The 18,578-nt window shown below is 61.6% G+C and carries 17 protein-coding genes; all 17 read left to right on the top strand.

What is annotated here, in order from left to right; all coding sequences use genetic code 11:
• Positions 1-29: 29 nt before the first annotated feature.
• The 17 genes from B9A15_RS17640 (at position 30) to B9A15_RS17560 (ending at position 18,445) form a co-directional block, all read left to right on the top strand.
• Positions 30-470, top strand: a complete 441-nt coding sequence (locus B9A15_RS17640; RefSeq protein ID WP_084411850.1) for a universal stress protein — start codon at positions 30-32, stop codon at positions 468-470.
• 101 nt (positions 471-571) lie between these two features.
• A complete protein-coding gene (locus B9A15_RS17635) occupies positions 572-1,063 on the top strand; it encodes an Lrp/AsnC family transcriptional regulator (RefSeq protein ID WP_084411849.1) in 492 nt (163 codons plus the stop codon).
• 161 nt (positions 1,064-1,224) lie between these two features.
• The gene (locus B9A15_RS17630; protein WP_084411848.1) at positions 1,225-2,712 is read left to right on the top strand and encodes an NAD-dependent succinate-semialdehyde dehydrogenase; all 1,488 of its coding nucleotides are present in this window, start codon (positions 1,225-1,227) and stop codon (positions 2,710-2,712) included.
• Between the two features lie 68 nt (positions 2,713-2,780).
• Entirely contained in the window at positions 2,781-4,154 is a 1,374-nt protein-coding gene (locus tag B9A15_RS17625) for an aspartate aminotransferase family protein (RefSeq protein ID WP_084411847.1), read from the top strand.
• 223 nt (positions 4,155-4,377) lie between these two features.
• Complete coding sequence (gene rpsM / locus B9A15_RS17620) at positions 4,378-4,746, top strand: 30S ribosomal protein S13 (RefSeq protein ID WP_084411846.1); 369 nt, start codon at positions 4,378-4,380, stop codon at positions 4,744-4,746.
• Between the two features lie 87 nt (positions 4,747-4,833).
• Complete coding sequence (gene rpsK, locus B9A15_RS17615; protein ID WP_084411845.1) at positions 4,834-5,223, top strand: 30S ribosomal protein S11; 390 nt, start codon at positions 4,834-4,836, stop codon at positions 5,221-5,223.
• A gap of 220 nt (positions 5,224-5,443) precedes the next feature.
• Entirely contained in the window at positions 5,444-6,484 is a 1,041-nt protein-coding gene (locus B9A15_RS17610) for a DNA-directed RNA polymerase subunit alpha (RefSeq protein ID WP_084411844.1), read from the top strand.
• A gap of 182 nt (positions 6,485-6,666) precedes the next feature.
• Positions 6,667-7,092 (top strand): 50S ribosomal protein L17, encoded by a 426-nt coding sequence (rplQ, locus tag B9A15_RS17605; RefSeq protein ID WP_084411843.1) that lies wholly within the window; start codon positions 6,667-6,669, stop codon positions 7,090-7,092.
• A gap of 311 nt (positions 7,093-7,403) precedes the next feature.
• Positions 7,404-8,429 carry an NAD-dependent epimerase/dehydratase family protein gene (locus B9A15_RS17600; protein WP_084411842.1) on the top strand — a complete coding sequence of 342 codons (1,026 nt, stop codon included), beginning with the start codon at positions 7,404-7,406 and terminating at the stop codon, positions 8,427-8,429.
• Positions 8,430-9,349: 920 nt separating this feature from the next.
• Complete coding sequence (locus B9A15_RS17595; RefSeq protein ID WP_425292970.1) at positions 9,350-10,897, top strand: DegQ family serine endoprotease; 1,548 nt, start codon at positions 9,350-9,352, stop codon at positions 10,895-10,897.
• 3 nt (positions 10,898-10,900) lie between these two features.
• The gene (locus tag B9A15_RS17590; RefSeq protein ID WP_084411841.1) at positions 10,901-12,283 is read left to right on the top strand and encodes a replication-associated recombination protein A; all 1,383 of its coding nucleotides are present in this window, start codon (positions 10,901-10,903) and stop codon (positions 12,281-12,283) included.
• 295 nt (positions 12,284-12,578) lie between these two features.
• Positions 12,579-14,183 (top strand): BCCT family transporter, encoded by a 1,605-nt coding sequence (locus B9A15_RS17585; protein ID WP_084411840.1) that lies wholly within the window; start codon positions 12,579-12,581, stop codon positions 14,181-14,183.
• 204 nt (positions 14,184-14,387) lie between these two features.
• On the top strand, positions 14,388-14,765 hold the full coding sequence (gene crcB / locus B9A15_RS17580; RefSeq protein ID WP_084411839.1) for a fluoride efflux transporter CrcB: 378 nt from the start codon (positions 14,388-14,390) through the stop codon (positions 14,763-14,765).
• Between the two features lie 202 nt (positions 14,766-14,967).
• On the top strand, positions 14,968-15,804 hold the full coding sequence (locus B9A15_RS17575) for an aspartyl/asparaginyl beta-hydroxylase domain-containing protein (protein WP_084411838.1): 837 nt from the start codon (positions 14,968-14,970) through the stop codon (positions 15,802-15,804).
• A 190-nt stretch (positions 15,805-15,994) separates the two neighbouring features.
• Positions 15,995-16,981, top strand: a complete 987-nt coding sequence (locus B9A15_RS17570; RefSeq protein ID WP_084411837.1) for an RluA family pseudouridine synthase — start codon at positions 15,995-15,997, stop codon at positions 16,979-16,981.
• A 6-nt stretch (positions 16,982-16,987) separates the two neighbouring features.
• Complete coding sequence (locus B9A15_RS17565; protein ID WP_084411836.1) at positions 16,988-17,713, top strand: HAD-IA family hydrolase; 726 nt, start codon at positions 16,988-16,990, stop codon at positions 17,711-17,713.
• A gap of 3 nt (positions 17,714-17,716) precedes the next feature.
• The gene (locus tag B9A15_RS17560; protein WP_084411835.1) at positions 17,717-18,445 is read left to right on the top strand and encodes an ATP12 family chaperone protein; all 729 of its coding nucleotides are present in this window, start codon (positions 17,717-17,719) and stop codon (positions 18,443-18,445) included.
• Positions 18,446-18,578 lie beyond the last annotated feature (133 nt).

Here is an 18,578-nt window from a genome sequence, read left to right as displayed (position 1 = left end):
ACATTCGAGAGAACCGGAGAGGGGACGAGATGTACAAGACCATCGTCGTACCGGTGGACGGATCCAAACAGTCCAGACAGGCTCTGGAGACCGCGATCGAGATGGCGAAGACCTTTGCAGCCCGTCTTCTGACCGTCTGCGTCTACCGTCATCATTCACCGCTCGAAGCTTCGCTGTCCATGGTCCGCCAGAAGCCTTTGGAGCGGCCGGACGACGCAATGAAGGCTTATGCGAGCGAGATTGCCGCCGAGGCGCGTGATCACGCGATCCGCTCCGGCCTTGGCGAGGCCCGGGCCTACGCCAAGCGGGGACAGCCCTCGCGCGCCATCGTGGAATTTGCCAGCGATCACGGCGCGGATTTGATCGTGCTCGGAGCGCGGGGCAATGGCGATATCGGCGGCCAGTTACTGGGCTCGGTCTCCCATAAGGTTGCCTCGCTCGCTTCGGTGCCTTGCCTCATCGTGCGATAGGCCTGAAGGCGGGCCAGCAAGGCTCGTCTTCGATCGACAACTTTACGCGGCCGCCCTGATGGTTCTAACTCGGGGCTTCGTGGAACGCGTAAGGAGTCGACATGTCCCGGGGCGGCATCAAGCTGGACGATCGCGACATCAAGATGCTGGCCATCCTGCAGGCGGAGGGCCGCATCTCGAAGGCCGCTCTCGCGGAGCGGGTCAATCTGTCGCCGACGCCCTGCTGGGAGCGTCTGAATCGGCTGGAGGCCTCGGGAATCATCGAAGGCTATGGCGCCCGGATTGCCGAGGACGTCTATGGGCCGATGACGCATCTCTTCGTCATGATCGAGATCGAGAACCACCGCGCGGAAGATTTCGCCGCATTCGAAGCGGCCGTCGAGGCGACGCCAGAGATCGTGGAGTGTTGGTGCATCTCCGGCGGCTTCGACTATATCTGCAAATTCGTCACCCGCGACCTCGCCAGCTATCAGCGGATCATCGAGCGCCTTCTGGAGACGGGGGCAGGGGTGAAGCGCTACTTCACCTATCCGGCGATCAGCGCCCGCAAGCGGACCGAAATTCCGATCGAGATGATCGAAGAGACGCGCTGATCTGGACTGGTCAAACCGGCTTTTGGGGGCCGAAGGGAAGACTCCTCGCCGGAAATGGGGTCTGAGGAGAATTCTCCTCGCCCGATCGCCCCAACTACAGCCGACATCTCGCCGCCGGACAGGATAGGCTTCTCTCCATCACCCGAACATGGAGATCGGCAATGTCGGCGAGCGCCAAAACCCTACGTGCGTTGCGTCCCTTCGAGCGCCTTTCGGACGAAACGCTCTTCGTCCAAGCCGCCTTGATCAACGGACAGTGGCGCGTTTCGGACGAAACCCGTCCCGTCGTCGATCCGGCGAGCGAAGAGACCATCGGCTCCGTTCCGGCGTTGGGAGCCAGGGAGACCCGCGAGGCGATCGACGCGGCGTCGACTGCGCTTGCTGATTGGCGGGCGATGCTTCCTCAGGCACGCACCGCCATTCTTCGCCGCTGGCACGATCTCATTCTCGCGGCCCGCGAGGATCTCGCGATTATCATGACCCGCGAGCAGGGCAAGCCGATTGCCGAAGCGCGCGGCGAGATCGATTATGCCGCCTCCTTCATCGCCTATTACGCCGAAGAAGCGCAGCGCGTGACTGTCGAGAGCGTCACGAGCCACCTGCCCGGCGCCTCCATGAGCGTCTCGCGCGTGCCGGTCGGCGTCGTCGGGCTCGTCACGCCCTGGAATTTTCCTTCCGCCATGCTGACCCGCAAGGCCGCGGCGGCGCTGGCAGCCGGCTGCACAGTCGTCGCCCACCCGTCGGGTGAGACGCCCTTCTCGGCGCTGGCCCTTGGCGAGCTTGCGATCCGCGCAGGAATGCCGGCGGGTGTTCTCAATATTGTCACGGGAGATGCGCCGATAATCGTCGGCGAACTCTGCGACGACGCGCGGGTTCGTGCGATGAGCTTCACCGGCTCGACCGAGATCGGGCGCCTGATCGCCGCCCGGTCGGCGGCGACCGTCAAGCGCCTCGTCCTCGAACTTGGCGGCCATGCGCCCTTCATCGTCTTCGATGATGCGGATGTGGAAAGGGCGGCGGATATAGCGGTCGCGGCGAAATTCGCGACCTCGGGCCAGGACTGCCTCGCCGCCAATCGCATCTTCGTTCAGAACGGCGTCTATGATCGTTTCGTCGCGGCCTTCGCGCGGCGCATCGCGGATATGACGCTTGGCGGGGGTTTCGAAGCGAATGTCGATGTCGGCCCGCTGATCCATGAGCGAGCGGTCGAAAAGGTGGAAGCCCAGGTCAGGGACGCGGTGGCGCGGGGCGCCCGCTGCCTCGTTGGGGGAGGCCGCTCGGCGCTTGGGCCCCGCTTCTATGCTCCGACGCTTCTGACCGACGTTCCCGAAGATGCCCTGATCATGCGCGAGGAGACGTTCGGCCCGGTCGCGGCGGTGACGCGCTTTGCCACGGAAGGCGAGGTGATCGCGCGGGCCAATGACAGCGAATACGGCCTCTGCGCCTATCTCGTCACTCGTGATGGCGGCCGGATCGCCCGCATGACCGCCGCGCTCGACTACGGGATGATCGCGGTAAACCGGGTCAAGATCACCGGCGCGCCGGTCCCTTTTGGCGGCGTCAAGCAGTCGGGGCTCGGCCGCGAAGGCTCGCGCCACGGCCTGGAGGCCTTCACCGATCTTCGCTACGTCTGCCTCGACCAGGGCTGACGAGGCCAGTCGATCTCGAAACACAATCCGAACACATTCTTTTCAAAGGCGAACGAGGAGCTCTCTCAATGCTCGACCGCAACAACGAACTGAACGCCTTCGACCGCGATCACTTCTTCCATCCCTCCACCCATATGGGGACCCATGCGCGCGGCGAGTCGCCGACCCGTATCATCAAGACCGGCCATGGCGCGACGATCGTCGATCGCGACGGCAAGGAAAGCCTCGACGCCTTTGCCGGCCTTTATTGCGTGAATGTCGGCTATGGCCGCACCGAGATTGCCGAGGCGATCTCCAAGCAGGCTCATGAGCTTGCTTACTATCACGCCTATGTGGGTCACGGGTCCGAGGCATCGATCCGCCTCGCCAAGATGATCATCGACCGGGCGCCGGATCATATGAGCCGGGTCTATTTCGGCCTGTCAGGCTCGGATGCCAACGAGACCAACATCAAGCTCGTCTGGTATTACAACAACGTCCTCGGCCGCCCGGAGAAAAAGAAGATCATTTCGCGCTGGCGCGGCTATCACGGCTCGGGCGTGATGACCGGCTCGCTGACCGGCCTTCATCTCTTCCACAATGCCTTCGATCTGCCGCGCGCGCCGATCCTCCATACCGAAGCGCCCTATTATTATCGCCGTCCGAACATGGATCAGAGCGAAGAGGAATTCTCGAGCTGGTGCGCCGAGAAGCTCGAGGAGATGATCCTTGCGGAGGGCCCGGACACGGTCGCCGCCTTCATCGGCGAGCCGATGCTCGGCACCGGCGGCATCGTGCCGCCGCCCGCCGGCTATTGGCAGAAGATTCAGGCGGTCCTCGAGAAATACGACGTGCTTCTGATCGCCGATGAGGTGGTCTCCGGTTTCGGGCGTTTGGGCTCCATGTTCGGCTCGGACCATTACGGGCTGAAGCCAGACCTCATCACGATCGCCAAGGGTCTCACCTCGGCCTATGCGCCGCTCTCGGGCTCGATCGTCTCGGAGCGCATGTGGAAGACGCTGGTGGAGGGCTCCGACGCGCTCGGCGCCATCGGTCATGGCTGGACCTATTCCGCTCACCCGCTTTGCGCCGCCGCAGGCGTTGCCAATCTCGAATTGATCGACAAGCTCGATCTCATCGAAAACGTCAAGACGGTCGGGACGCGCTTCCGCAACGGGCTTTCTGACGCGCTCGCCGGCCACGCCCATGTGGGCGACGTCCGCGGCGAGGGTCTCCTGGCGGCGGTGGAATTCGTCAAGGACAAGGACGACCGGGTGTTCTTCGAGGCAGAAGACAAGGTCGGCCCGCGCATTGCCGCCGCCCTTGCCGAGCGTGGCGTCATCGGCCGGGCAATGCCTCAGGGCGACATTCTCGGCTTCGCGCCGCCCTTCTGCCTGACCGAGGACGAGGCCGATCTGGTTGTTGCGCGGACCAAGGACGCCGTCGCCTCGGTCCTCGGCTAAAGCCTCGTCGTCCAAGCACCCTGCCCAATCGCAACAGGAGGGCAGGGTGCTTCGGTTGACTTGTCAAGCAGCTTTTCTTATACGCTGCCCTATTCGCGAATCCATTGCGATCGAAGCTAGGTCTTCTTATGTGGAGCGCCTCGCATCGGTCGCTTTCGGCCGTCGAACCCTTCGTGACCTTATCCGGGTGACGGCCCGAACCCAACCCTTGAGGAGAGACGACGTGGCACGTATCGCTGGCGTCAACATTCCGACGAGCAAGCGCGTTGTTATCGCGCTTCAATATATTCATGGCATTGGCCCTTCTTTTGCGCGTCAGATCATGGAAAAGGCCAATCTGAGCCAGGACCGTCGCGTGAACGATCTGTCGGACGCCGAAGTCCTTCAGGTTCGCGAGATCATCGACCGCGACTATCAGGTCGAGGGTGATCTGCGTCGCGAGACGTCGATGAACATCAAGCGCCTGATGGATCTCGGCTGCTATCGTGGCCTGCGCCATCGTCGCGGTCTTCCGGTCCGCGGCCAGCGCACGCACACCAATGCGCGCACCCGTAAGGGTCCGGCCAAGGCGATCGCCGGCAAGAAGAAGTAAGGCGGCCGTGGCGCCTTTTCGGGGCGCCGCTGCCGGGTGGAGCCGCCGGTATTACGGCGGTGATGAGATCGAAAGAAAGACAAGAAAATGGCTAAAGACGTACAGCGCGTTCGCCGCCGCGAGCGCAAGAACATCACGTCGGGCGTCGCCCATGTGAATTCGACCTTCAACAACACGCTGATCACGATCACGGATGCCCAGGGCAATGCGATTGCCTGGTCGTCGGCCGGGGCGCAAGGGTTCAAGGGTTCGCGAAAGTCCACCCCGTTCGCCGCACAGATCGCCGCCGAGGATTGCGCCAAGAAGGCGCAGGAGCACGGCATGCGCACGTTGGAAGTTGAGGTTTGCGGTCCGGGCTCCGGTCGTGAGTCGGCGCTCCGCGCGCTTCAGGCGGCAGGCTTCACGATCACCTCGATCCGTGACGTGACGCCGATCCCGCACAATGGTGTTCGTCCGCGCAAGAAGCGCCGCGTCTAATCGACGTTCGCGGCTCTGCCGTCGACCCGGCTTCGGATCGACGCGCCCCGCCGGCGATGTGTCTTCGGGATCATCGCTTGGCCCGACGTCTTTCTCCCCGGCATTCGAGCCGGGGTCGGCAATTTGCCCGCGCCGCCCTTCACTCTGAATGGCGGCGCGTCGGCGTGTCAGAACCATCGCCACGATTGGATGGTGGCGAGGAAACTGAAAGGCAGTACTCATGATTGCTAGTAACTGGCAGGACCTCTCGAAGCCGAATCAACTCGTCTTCAAGAGCGAAGGCCGGACCAAGGCGACCCTCGTCGCCGAGCCGCTGGAGCGCGGTTTCGGTCTGACGATCGGTAACGCCCTCCGCCGCGTCCTTCTCTCCTCCCTGAGGGGCGCTGCTGTCACCGCCGTCCAGATCGACGGCGTCCTGCACGAGTTTTCCTCGATTGCAGGTGTGCGCGAGGACGTGACCGACATCGTCCTCAACATCAAGGAAATCAACATCGGCATGCAGGGCGAAGGCCCGAAGCGCATGGTCCTGCGCAAGCAGGGTCCGGGCGTTGTGCGCGCTGGTGACATTCAGACCGTCGGCGATGTCGAGGTCCTCAACCCGGATCACGAGATCTGCACCCTCGACGACGGCGCCGAGATCCGGATGGAGTTCACAGTCAATATCGGCAAGGGCTATGTCCCCGCCGATCAGAACCGCGCCGAAGACGCGCCGATCGGTCTCATCCCGGTCGATGCGCTGTTCTCGCCGGTCAAGAAAGTGTCCTACAAGGTCGAGAACACCCGCGAGGGGCAGGATCTCAACAAGGACAAGCTCTCCATGACGATCGAGACCGATGGCTCGATCTCTGGCGAGGATGCCGTGGCTTATGCTGCGCGTATCATCCAGGACCAGCTGTCGGTCTTCATCAATTTCGAGGAGCCGCAGCGCGACCAGCGCGGCGCGCCGATCGCCGGTGCCGCTGGCGCCGAGGAGCCGATGGCCGAGCTCGCCTTCAATCCGGCGCTGCTCAAGAAGGTCGACGAGCTGGAGCTTTCGGTCCGCTCGGCGAACTGCCTGAAGAACGACAACATCGTCTATATCGGCGACCTCATTCAGAAGACGGAAGCGGAAATGCTTCGCACGCCGAATTTCGGCCGCAAGTCGCTGAACGAGATCAAGGAGGTTCTGGCCTCTATGGGTCTGCATCTCGGGATGGAAGTGCAGTCCTGGCCGCCGGAGAATATCGACGATCTGGCCAAGCGCTACGAAGACCAGTATTGAGTGCTCGCGCCCGCCCTGGAGGTGATTCCGGGGCGGGCGTTTCTGTCCGGCAGGTCTTCGAGCCGGCAGGTGATGAAATCTTTCAAAGGAACGGCGGCCTGTCGTCTGTGAACGGCAGGGACGCAAAGATCCCGACCCCCGGCCAATCAAGAGCCGGCCTCTGACTTCAAAGGAATAACCCCATGCGTCACGGCAATCGCGGCCGCAAACTCAACCGCACCTCCAGCCACCGTAAGGCAATGTTCGCCAATATGGCGGCTTCGCTCATCACGCACGAGCAGATCGTCACCACCTTGCCCAAGGCGAAGGATCTGCGTCCGATCGTCGAGAAGCTGATCACCCTTGGCAAGCGCGGCGACCTGCATGCGCGCCGTCTGGCGGCCTCTCGCCTTCGCGACGAGGCTGCGGTCTCCAAGCTGTTCGACGCGCTGGCTCCGCGTTACGCCGAGCGCCAGGGCGGCTACTGTCGCGTCATGAAGGCCGGCTTCCGCTATGGCGACAATGCGCCTATGGCCGTCATCGAATTCGTCGACCGTGATCCCGAAGCCCGCGGCGCTGCCGATCGCGCCCGCCGCGAGGCAGAAGAGAATGAGACCGAAGCCGCCTGAGGCTGTGAGGTATCGAGATCGACATCAAATTAGGGGCCTTCGTGGCCCCTTTTTCGTTGGGCTTGCGACGGGGTGCTGGGGCATTCGCGTCGATTTTTCTCGTAACTTACCCTTTTCGTCAGGTTTGCGAACCCGCGAAGTTTCTTCCGGCTAGAGACCCTGTCGATCGGCATTTTATAGAAGTAGTATTATATTTAACTGTTTGAATATTCGCGTCGCGAGTTTAGCGCTTGAGTTGTCTTTAGCGACGCTGCATTATCCTGCTTCTATTTCCGTATAGATGCAAGGAGCCGAACAGGAGGTCTAAACAGGTGAACGACAGTAAGACAACAATTTTGCTCACTGGCCTGTCCGGCTTTATCGCAAAGCATATTGCAGCGCGCCTTCTCGATGCTGGTTTTCACCTTCGCGGTTCCGTTCGCAGTATGGCAAGAGGTGAGGCGGTCCGATCGACGCTGGCTGCCGCTGGCCATGCCGTCGATCGCTTGGAGTTTGTCGAAGCCGACCTCACGCGAAGTGCCGACTGGCCACGGGCGGTGGATGGCTGCCGCTTCGTCGTCCACACGGCATCACCTTTTCCGCCGACCCAACCCAAGGGCAAATACGATCTCGTTCCCGTCGCGCGGGACGGCACACTTCACGTGCTCGATGCAGCGATCGCCGCTGGCGTCGAGCGCATTGTTCTGACTTCGTCGGTAGTCGCCGTCTATATCGGCCATTCCAACCGCGCGGAGAGGCCATTCGATGAAGCGGACTGGACAAATGTCGAAAGCGACGTCGCCTATCCTTATGCCGTCTCGAAGACATTGGCCGAGCGCGCGGCTTGGGAACGCGTCGAAGGAACCGAAACGGAGCTCGTCGCGATCAACCCAGGCTTCGTCCTCGGACCCTTGCTCGGTGACCGCCTCGGGACGTCCGCGCAGATCATCGCTACCTTGATGAGATATCCGATTCCCTTCGCTCCGGACGTCGCTTTCGGCGTCGTCGATGTGAGAGATGTCGCAGACGCCCATGTCGCGGCGTTGAGCGCTCTGGAGGCTCCGGGCCGGCGATACCTCCTATCCGGCGGTATGCGATCGCCGATCCAACTCGGCGCCACGATTGCCGAATTCGAACCGAGTTACGAAAAGCGCAGACCGCGTTGGATCCTTCCCAACTCGGTGGTCCGCATTCTCGGACATTTCTCGCGGCAAGTCGCGCCGGCGATTTCGGAACTAGGGCGCTACAAGTCGATCGATAGCCGGCCTGCAGAAGCCCTTTTGGGCCGTGGCCTGCGCACGCCCGAAGAGGCCGTGGAAGCCACGCTAAAGAGCCTGCGTGCTCAAGGTCATATTTGATAGCGCTAGACGGATGAATTGGCCCTTGGGGTCAATGCGCATCCAGTGAATGTCTCGATGACGGCCAGAGCCGCCTACGGCCATGTACAAGCTGTGCTTTCATGGACCCACCAACCAATATGAGTGCGGTGTCCCGCTGATCCTGTTTCGCGGAAAAACAGGCGGCGACAACGTTCCTGCTAGACGATGGCTCGGACCAGTTCCTGTTCCGGGAGCCGGTCCGTGCGATGCATGAAAGCCGCATGGCTCAACTCGCAGAATGACGACTTTCGGCTTCCGTCAGACTGTGATGCAAATGCGCTATGCTGGTGCGCGGAGACGTGGCATTCGCAGCCCGCGAGACCGGCGCCTGCTCGATGCCATTGATATGCAACCAAATCGGTTCAACAGACTTATCCCAACGGAGCAGGGACGCCCTCACAGAAATGTGGCAGAATTTACGGGGATTTAAAGAATCGTCATGCAAACTACCGAGAGTTTGAATCAAACGGAGCGCTTTCCAATGCGTCGAACCCTCCTGACGCTGCTTGGTGCCATCGGTGCGTTTGCCGTGTTGACAGCAAGCTATGCGACCGCGGATCTCCCTGCGGAGACTTCCGCTGCGGCGCAATCTGCCCAAGTGACCGCCCAGTAATATCGCGGGCGACGATAGAGTTCTGGATTTGACGTTTGAAAAAAAGGGGCCAACGCCCCTTTTTTTCACGTCCGGGCTACGTGCATTGTCTATGTCCGTTCGCATCCGGCTGCACGCGATGTAGATGCGAAAACGGTTCACAATCTCCCACCGAGTGGTCTAAGCGATTGCCGACATGCGAGGGGCCGCGGCGACGCGGCGCATCCTCGTGAGAAATCGGGGTCCGAACGTCGAGCGTCGGACCGCCGAGGTCGGGAGTAGGGTAGTGGCGGATCCGAAACGTGTTATGAGCGCCGCAGTGGCGGCCATCCTTCTTTGCACCCTGACGGTCCCGATGCAGGACGCGTGGGCTTGGAGCTTGGGAGACCTCTTCGGCGGGCAAAGCCAATCGGACGAGACATCGCCCGCTGAACCACGACCGGCTCCGGCGGCCCCCTTGCCATCGGAACCCCCTTCGCACTCGCAGGCGGAGGAACTCGCGCCGCGTCTCGGCAGCGGATTAGGCGAAGGCGAGCGCGTGCCCGAAAGTCGCGGAGAAATATCGCTGACCTTCGCGCCACTGATCCGCCGTTCAGCCCCATCGGTCGTCAATGTTTATGCCGCACGCGCCGTCCCGCAAAGCCGATCGCCGTTTGCGGGCGATCCCTTTTTTGGCCAGTTCTTCGGCGGTCCACGAGAGCGCGAGCCCCGTATGGAAAGTTCGCTTGGCTCGGGCGTCATCGTCGATCAGAGCGGTCTCGTCGTAACCAATAACCACGTCGTAGCCGATGCCGACGAGGTCAAGATCGCGTTTGCCGATGGTCGCGAATTCGAGACATCCGTTCTCTTGAAGGATGAGAACGTGGATCTGGCCGTCCTCAAGATTGAAGGGGCCGATACGACCTTTCCGGCTTTGCCGATCGCCGACAGCGATGGGTTGGAGATCGGCGATCTGGTCCTTGCGATCGGCAATCCCTTCGGGATCGGCCAGACGGTTACGAACGGGATCGTCTCGGCGCTTGCCCGCACTCACGTCTCGCGCGGCGACTTCGGCTTCTTCATCCAGACCGATGCGGCGATCAATCCGGGCAATTCCGGCGGCGCGCTCATCGACATGAAAGGGCGTCTGGTCGGGGTGAACACCGCGATCTTCTCGCGCTCCGGCGGCTCGAACGGCATTGGATTTGCCATTCCCTCCAATATGGTGTCGAGCTTCGTCAGGGCAGCAAAGGCCGGTGGGCGTTTCGAGCGGCCTTATGTGGGCGCGAGCTTTTCCCCGGTCACACCCGACATTGCCGAAGCTTTGGGTCTGGGACGCCCTGCAGGTGCGCTTGTTCACGCGGTCGCCAAGGGCTCCCCGGCGGCCGAGGCCGGCTTGGAGGTCGGCGACGTGGTCCTGAAGGTCGGCACCTTCACCGTCAATGATCCGGACGGTCTCGGCTATCGCCTGGCAACGACCGGCATCGGCCACACCGTTGATCTGACGGTTTTGCGCAACGAGAGCCAGACGACGCTCTCACTCCCACTTATGGCCGCTCCAGAAGAACCGGCTCGGGACGAGGAGCGGGTCGAGGGACGCAATCCCTTTTCAGGCGCGACTGTCTGGAATCTTTCGCCGCGCGTTGCCGAGGATCTTGGCATGCCGCTTGAAAAGCGCGGTGTCGTCGTGGCGGATGTCGAGCCGCGATCCCTGGCCGCCCGCTTCGGCCTGCGGCCTCGCGATGTGATCACCGAGATCAATGGCAATGCGGTGGAAGACGTCGCGCGTTTGAAAGACATTCTCTCGGAACGCTGGGACGGTTGGGACTTCGAGATCGATCGCGGCGGGCGGCGGCTCGTCCAGCGGGTGCGTTGAGCGATGGCTGATCTGTTCGGCAATTCCCAGGACGAAGCCGCTCCGCGCGACCGGTCGTCGTCGCAACGCTCGACGGCGAAGACCCCGACCAAGGCGAAGCCGGAACCGCCGAGGCCACTCGCCGACCGTCTACGTCCGGCAACGCTTGCTGAAGTCGTTGGCCAGGATCATCTGACCGGGGAGGGGGGCGTTCTCACCCGCATGCTCGCGACGGGCTCGCTCAGCTCGATGATTTTCTGGGGCCCGCCGGGCACGGGAAAGACAACCGTCGCGCGGCTTCTGGCCGGCCATGGCGATTATGCGTTCGAACAGATCTCCGCTATTTTCTCAGGCGTCGCCGATCTCAAGCGGGTCTTTGAAGCCGCGCGCCATCGGCGCTCCAATGGCCGCCCGACGCTCCTCTTCGTCGACGAGATCCATCGCTTCAACCGCACGCAACAGGATAGTTTCCTGCCCGTGATGGAAGACGGAACGGTGGTTCTCGTGGGCGCGACGACGGAAAATCCCTCTTTCGAGTTGAACGCCGCTCTCTTGTCGCGGGCGCGTGTCTTGACCTTTCGCTCGTTGTCCTCGGAGGCGATCGAAAGCCTTTTGGAGCGAGCTGAAGCGATCGAGGAACGGCCACTTCCCTTGACCGGGGAGGCTCGATCGGTGCTCCTGCGTCTTTGCGACGGCGATGGTCGGGCCGCCCTCAGCCTCGCCGAAGAGGTCTGGCGAGCGGCAGGGCCGAACGAGACATTCGGCGCCGACGGTCTCCAGGAGATCGTGCAAAGGCGGGCGCCTGTCTATGACAAGAGCCGAGACGGGCATTACAACCTCATTTCAGCACTTCATAAGTCGGTGCGAGGTTCCGACCCGGATGCCGCGCTCTACTGGCTGTGCCGAATGCTCGATGCCGGCGAAGACCCGCTCTATCTCGGTCGGCGCTTGGTGCGCATGGCGTCCGAGGACATCGGACTTGCCGATCCGAACGCGCTTGCGATCACGCTCGCGGCCAAGGATGCCTACGACTATCTGGGATCGCCGGAGGGCGAACTCGCCCTGGCTCAGGCATGCATCTATCTGGCGTCTGCACCGAAATCGAATGCGGCCTATGTGGCCTACAAGGCGGGAATGCGCGCGGCCAAAGCCCATGGTTCGCTCCTGCCACCCCGCCACATCCTCAACGCGCCGGCTCAATTGATGAAGTCCGAAGGCTATGGGTCGGGCTATCGCTACGATCACGATGAGCCTGACGCATTTTCCGGCCAGAATTATTTTCCAGACGAAATGGAGCGAGAGGCCTATTACCATCCGACGCCCTATGGCGCCGAGGCCCGCATTGGTGAAAGGCTCGAACGCCTGAGCCGATTGCGGCGGGAACGAACCAGCGACGCCGAAGAATAGTTCTTGCGAGGGCTCGATCGACCAGCCGCCTTTTCGACGACGAGGCCACATTACTGACCGGCAAGGCGAGGATTCTTGCATCGCATTGAATTCGGCCAGGCACTGCGCTAGCCTTGAATTCGTTCGCCGCGCAACAGCTTTACTCCACGTGTTGTGGGCTCTCAATTTTTTTGCGCCAATGGACCCGCTCCAAGCGCGCTGCTTGATCGCGTCGCGCTAGGTTCCATTTGCTCGACCTTCCGCATTGGTCTGCGCCTTCGCGGACCCACTTGATGCAACAATCAAAGGAGTGCTCATGTCGGTTCAACCCGACGAGATGATCCCCGACCAATCGGTGACCGATTACGAGGTTGGACAAGACAACCTGCAGAAATTCGGTCTGGATATCCACAATCCAGTGTTCCCGATATCGGCGAGTGTGATCATTCTCTTCGTCGCCTTCACATTGATCTTTCCCGGCGAGGCCGACAGCTTTTTCGGCTGGCTCCGTCCGGCCATAACATCGACCTTCGACTGGGTGTTCCTGATCGCAGGCAACATTTTCGTGCTGTTCTGCATTGGCCTCATCCTATCGCCCTTAGGCTCGGTTCGGTTGGGCGGCAAGGATGCGCGGCCCGACTACGGCTATTTCGGCTGGTTCGCCATGCTGTTCGCCGCAGGTATGGGTATCGGCCTGGTTTTCTACGGCGTTTCGGAGCCCGTGACCCATTATTCGGAATCGCTGGCGGGTTCGAGCTGGGCACCGCTTGGCGGCGCTGAGGGAATGCAGCTGGAAGCACGGCGCCTGGGTATGGCCGCGACGCTCTATCACTGGGCGCTTCACCCATGGGCGATCTATGCCGTGGTGGCCCTGGCTCTCGCTTTCTTCTCCTATAATTGGGGCCTGCCGCTGACCATGCGCTCGGCCTTCTATCCGCTTCTGAAGGATCGGGTCTGGGGTTGGCCGGGCCACATCATCGACATCCTCGCCGTCTTCGCGACCCTGTTCGGCCTCGCGACTTCTCTGGGGTTCGGCGCGGAGCAAGCGGCGGCTGGTCTGAACTATCTGTTCGGCGTTCCAGACACCAATCTGACCAATGTCGTTCTGATCTGCTGCATCACCGGCGTCGCCCTCATCTCGGTGGTGGCAGGGCTCGATTCGGGCGTGAAGCGTTTGTCCGAGATCAATATGGTCCTGGCCATCCTGCTTCTCGGATTCGTCTTCTTCGTCGGTCCGACCATGGATCTCGTCCGTGGTTTCGTCGGAAACACGGTCGCCTATTTCCGCGATCTGATCCCGCTATCGATGCCATTCGGGCGTGAGGACGACAATTTCCGAACCGGCTGGACGACCTTCTATTGGGCCTGGTGGATGAGCTGGTCGCCCTTTGTGGGGATGTTCATCGCGCGCGTCTCGCGCGGTCGCACGGTCCGCGAATTCATGACCTGCGTCCTCGTGGTTCCGACAGTCGTCTCCATCATTTGGATGACCGTCTTCGGCGGTACGGCGCTGACCGAAACAATCGCGGGCTATACCGGCATCGTGGATGCGGACCTTCCGGTGAAGCTCTTCGCCATGCTCGGTCAGCTACCCCTGACGACGATCACCTCTTTCATCGGGATCATCCTCGTCATCGTGTTCTTCGTGACCTCGTCGGACTCCGGCTCGCTTGTCATCGATACGATCACGGCTGGCGGCAAGGTGGATGCGCCGGTTCCTCAGCGCGTTTTCTGGGCGACCTTCGAAGGTCTGGTGGCGATCGCGCTGCTTCTTGGTGGCGGCTTGGCTGCGCTGCAGGGCGCGGCGATCGCAACGGGTTTCCCCTTCGCGATTCTGCTTCTGGTGCTGACCTACTCCACCTTCAAGGGGCTGGTCGCAGAGCGGAAGCAGCCCTTCCTGGAGACGGTCGGGAAGAGCTAAACTCGAGCCCATCGTCGCTATAAAATAACGGCCTCGCCTTCATGGGCGGGGCCGTTTTCGTGTTGATGCGTCTCTTCAATTGAGACGCCTTGAGCCGGTTCATGGCTAGGGATGGTTGGAGCGCTTTCGCTATGGGGCGCCCGAAACCGATCAGACGGATTTCGTACGGCTTCCGAAGCTTGAGCCTGCGCGCTATGGAGCCTCATGGTTCATTTTCTTCTCGTCATGGCCGGCGGCGGATTGGGCGCCGGAATGCGGCACCTCTCGGGTCTTGCCGCCATGCGTCTTCTCGGGACCGGCTTCCCGTGGGGGACCGCATTGGTGAATATCCTCGGCTCGTTCCTGATGGGCGTTCTGATCGAGCTTCTGGCGCGCAAGGTCGATGCGTCGGCCGCCTGGCGCCTGTTCCTCGCCACCGGCTTTCTCGGCGGCTTCACGACCTTTTCGTCCTTTTCCCTGGATACGGCGCTTCTCATCGAGCGCGGATCCATGGGGCTCGCCTTTCTCTATGTTGCAGGCTCGGTCCTGATCGGCATTGTGGCACTTTTCGCCGGCTTCGCCGTGATCCGTGGCTTGGTCTGAAACGCGACGATCATCACGCTGTCGGTCGATGTTGAGGAGCACGGCGTGGGGCCGAGCTCGCAAGGGCGGTTGCAAGGCGCCACAATCGCGCTTCATTTCCTGATGGTTCGGGAGTAAACCGCCGCTGGCGCGTCGCCTAACAGCACAAGACGCCGGGGAGCGGGGCGCGTCACCATCGATCGTCATCGAACGGAGCTCGATCATGACGCGTGCTCAGCGAAAGGCCCTCCGCCGCATCGCCATTGCGGTGCCCATCTTCGGCCTGCTTTTCTGGTTCCTGCCCGTCGTCACGACGATCTGGTTCGCCTGCGGCTTCGTTGACATGATGCGGAATCGGAAAAAGACGCCGCTACTGGTCAGCCGGTATTTTTTGGGCAACGGCATCCTCACCTGGCTCCTGTCCCCCTTCAATCTCCTCGTCGACATTGTGTCCTATCGCAATCCCGGCATTTGGCGCCTCGACGATTTCCCGCCCGAATGGCGCGAGGAGATCGACATGGTGCTCGCGACCTTCCGGCTTCGCAAAGAGGACATCATCGCCGAGATCGATTCGGAATTCGGGGCAGGGCGGCGCGGCATGTATGTCTACCGCTGGTACGGCAAGCGCTTCATTGAGAGCGTGCCTGAATTCAATCGGGATTTTCGCTATGTGAAGACGATCGCCGTCTCGGTCTTTTCCGGCAAGGAGTCGACCACTTGGCATTACGGGCCATTGCGGCTGACTTTGCGGGTGCTCCTCAATCTCAATCCGTCCGACAGCGACCGTGTCTTCATCGAATGCAATGGGGAGCGGCATCTTTGGCGAGATGATCCGCTTTATGTTTTTGATGACACGCTCTTCCATCGCTCAGTGAACGAGGTGGATGCTCGGCGCTACAACGTCTTTATGGATGTGCTTCGGCCTTCGCCCGTACCGGGCCTTCTATCGATACTCCTCGCAGGCATCTCCGCCATCGCCGATCAGTTGAAAGGCGCCTTCTATAAGAATTGGAAGATGCTCGGGGCCGGGAAGGGCGGAGCGAAGGAAACGGCTGCTTGATTGTCGTTGGCTGGGGCGATCCGCCTTTGCGTCCGTCTGTTCTACCGCGTAAAGGCATGGAGAACGGATGATCGCGCCGATACGAGACCATTCCTTGCGGGAACTCGGCGGTGCGGCTGAATAGATATGACGGTATCGAGCATGACGGGCTATACGCTCGATACCGCGGATAAGAACGGACGACGGCATCATGGCGACGGTCGAACAGCGACGTGTCGAGAACGACGAAGCGGGCTTGCGTCTCGATCGCTGGTTTAAGCTGCATTATCCCGGCCTCGGTTTCGGCCATCTGCAGAAGCTTTTGCGCTCGGGTCAGATCAGGGTCGATGGCGGCCGCGCGAAGTCCGATACCCGCATCCAGCCGGGACAGATGATCCGCGTCCCGCCCATGGGTGTGGATGCGAAGTCGATCGATTCGAGACCTCTCACGGCCAACACGATGCGTGACCGGCACGATGCCGATGTCCTTGCTCAAATGGTGGTTTATGAGGACGAGAAGGTCATCGTCTTCAACAAGCCGGCAGGTCTTGCCGTTCAAGGCGGTTCGGGTCTCTCGCGCCATGTGGACAAGATGCTCGAGGCTTGGCGCAACCGGAAGGGCGAGAAGCCCCGCCTCGTTCACCGTCTCGACCGTGATACGTCTGGTATTCTCGTTGTCGCTCGCACACGTGGCGCTGCGATCTCTCTTACCAAGGCTTTCCGTGAGCGCGAGACCAAGAAGCATTATTGGGCGATCGTGAAGGGCGTTCCCGCCAAGCGAGACGGGCGTATTTCGACCTACCTCAAGAAGGAACAGACGCCGGATGGCGATCGCATGCGCATCGCCAAGCATGGCGATGAGGACGCCGACCATGCGCTCTCACATTATCGCGTCGTCGATCAGGTGGCCCAGAACTTCGCCTGGCTCGAAATGGAGCCCTACACCGGTCGGACTCACCAGCTACGCGTTCATGCGGCCCATATTGGTCATCCGATCCTGGGCGATCCGAAATATTTCGAGCATGACACGAATTGGGAATTTCCCGGCGGCGTGCAGAAACGCCTGCATCTCCACGCCCGGCGCATCGTCATTCCCCATCCCGACGGCGGCGTGATCGACCAGATCGCACCTCTACCACAGCATATGGTCCAGACCTTCAATCTGTTCGGCTTCGACGATGCCGCACTGGATGACTGATCGCCCATGAAGGCCATTCTCTTCGATTGCGACGGGACGATTGCCGATTCGGCAGGTCTTATCTGCACCATCATGGATCGCAGCTTCGAGGCGCACGGGCTGACACCGCCAGCTTGGGAGTCGACGCGAGCCATCATCGGCCTGTCGCTCGATAAGGCGATCCTGGCGCTGCGCCCTTCGCTCGGTGAGGCGGATGTCGCCGCATTGGTGGCGGGTTATCGGCACCAATATCGTGCCGAGCGCGCGCGACCCGATTTCGTGGAGCATCTTTTTCCCGGTATGCGCGATCTCGTTCTGGAGTTGTCTGCGCAAGACGAGGTGTTCGTTGGCATGGTGACCGGCAAATCCCGTCGCGGCGTAGCGGCGATCACCGCCGCGCACGGGCTGACGGACGCCTTCACCATCATTCGAACCGCCGATGACTGCCCGTCGAAGCCCCATCCGGCCATGGTTCTCGAATGCTGTGCGCAGGTCGGTCTCGCGCCCGCCGATGCGATCGTTGTCGGCGATACGACCTTCGACATGGAGATGGCGAGGACTGCCGGAAGTGCGGCTCTCGGCGTTGCATGGGGATCGCATCATCGCGAACAGCTGGAACGAAGCGGCGCGCAGGCGGTCGCCACGGACGTTCCGGAGCTGCGACAAGCGCTCGCAGCGTTTATCGAGGGCGGTTGGGGAATTCGGGGAACCGGCTTGGACACTGCACCCACCACCGCAAAGACATGGAGTTGACCGATGTCGGAAACGAGGCTTGGCCGACCGGAACTGCCGAAGCGCTTCTATAAGGCCGTCGCGGTCGTTGGGGCAGGGGACGGCTTCACGCTCGAACTCGACGGTCGATCGCTGAAGACACCATCGCGCAGGGCGCTTGCCGTGCCCCGCCAGCCGATCGCCGAGGCGATCGCAGTCGAATGGGATGCGCAAGGCACTCACATCGATCCCGGTACGATGCCGGTCACGCGCCTTGCCAACACGATCGTCGACGGCATTGTGGATAATCCCCGGCCGATCCTCGACGAAGTCGGGCGCTACATCGAGACGGATATGCTCTTCTATCGCGCTGGAGAGCCGGAGCGCCTGGTCGAGCGCCAGCGCCTCGAATGGGACCCCGTCCTCACCTGGGCCCATGAGACGCTTGGCCATCGGTTCGAGTTGACCGAGGGCGTCATGCATGTGGCCCAGCCAAGCGAGGCCCTGGAAGCTTATCGCATGCGCATTGCTGGCTTGAGCGACGCCTTCATGGTCGGCGCCTTCCAGCAGATCGTCTCGCTGACGGGTTCGGCGTTGCTCGGCCTTGCCGTCCTGGAAGGCCGGCTTTCGTCTCAGGAAGCCTGGCGGCTCGCCCATCTCGATGAGGACTGGAACATCGGGCAATGGGGCGCCGACGAAGAGGCGAGGGCTTTGCGCGAGATCCGCTGGCACGACATGCAGGCTGCAATGGTCATGCTGACACCGGCGACATAAGTCTTCATTCGAAAGCCTTAGGCGCACTCACTCGCGGTTTCGCGCTGAATACTGCTATTGCCAATGGACGCGCAACGCGAAGGCGGCGCTTGGTCTATAGAGGCAGAACGAAGCTCCGGGAGGAAACGGAACG

The organism is Fulvimarina manganoxydans (assembly GCF_900176465.1).
GTDB lineage: Bacteria > Pseudomonadota > Alphaproteobacteria > Rhizobiales > Rhizobiaceae > Fulvimarina > Fulvimarina manganoxydans.
The sequence above is the reverse complement of the archived record's forward strand: the minus strand, read 5'-3'. Positions and strand labels throughout refer to the sequence as shown.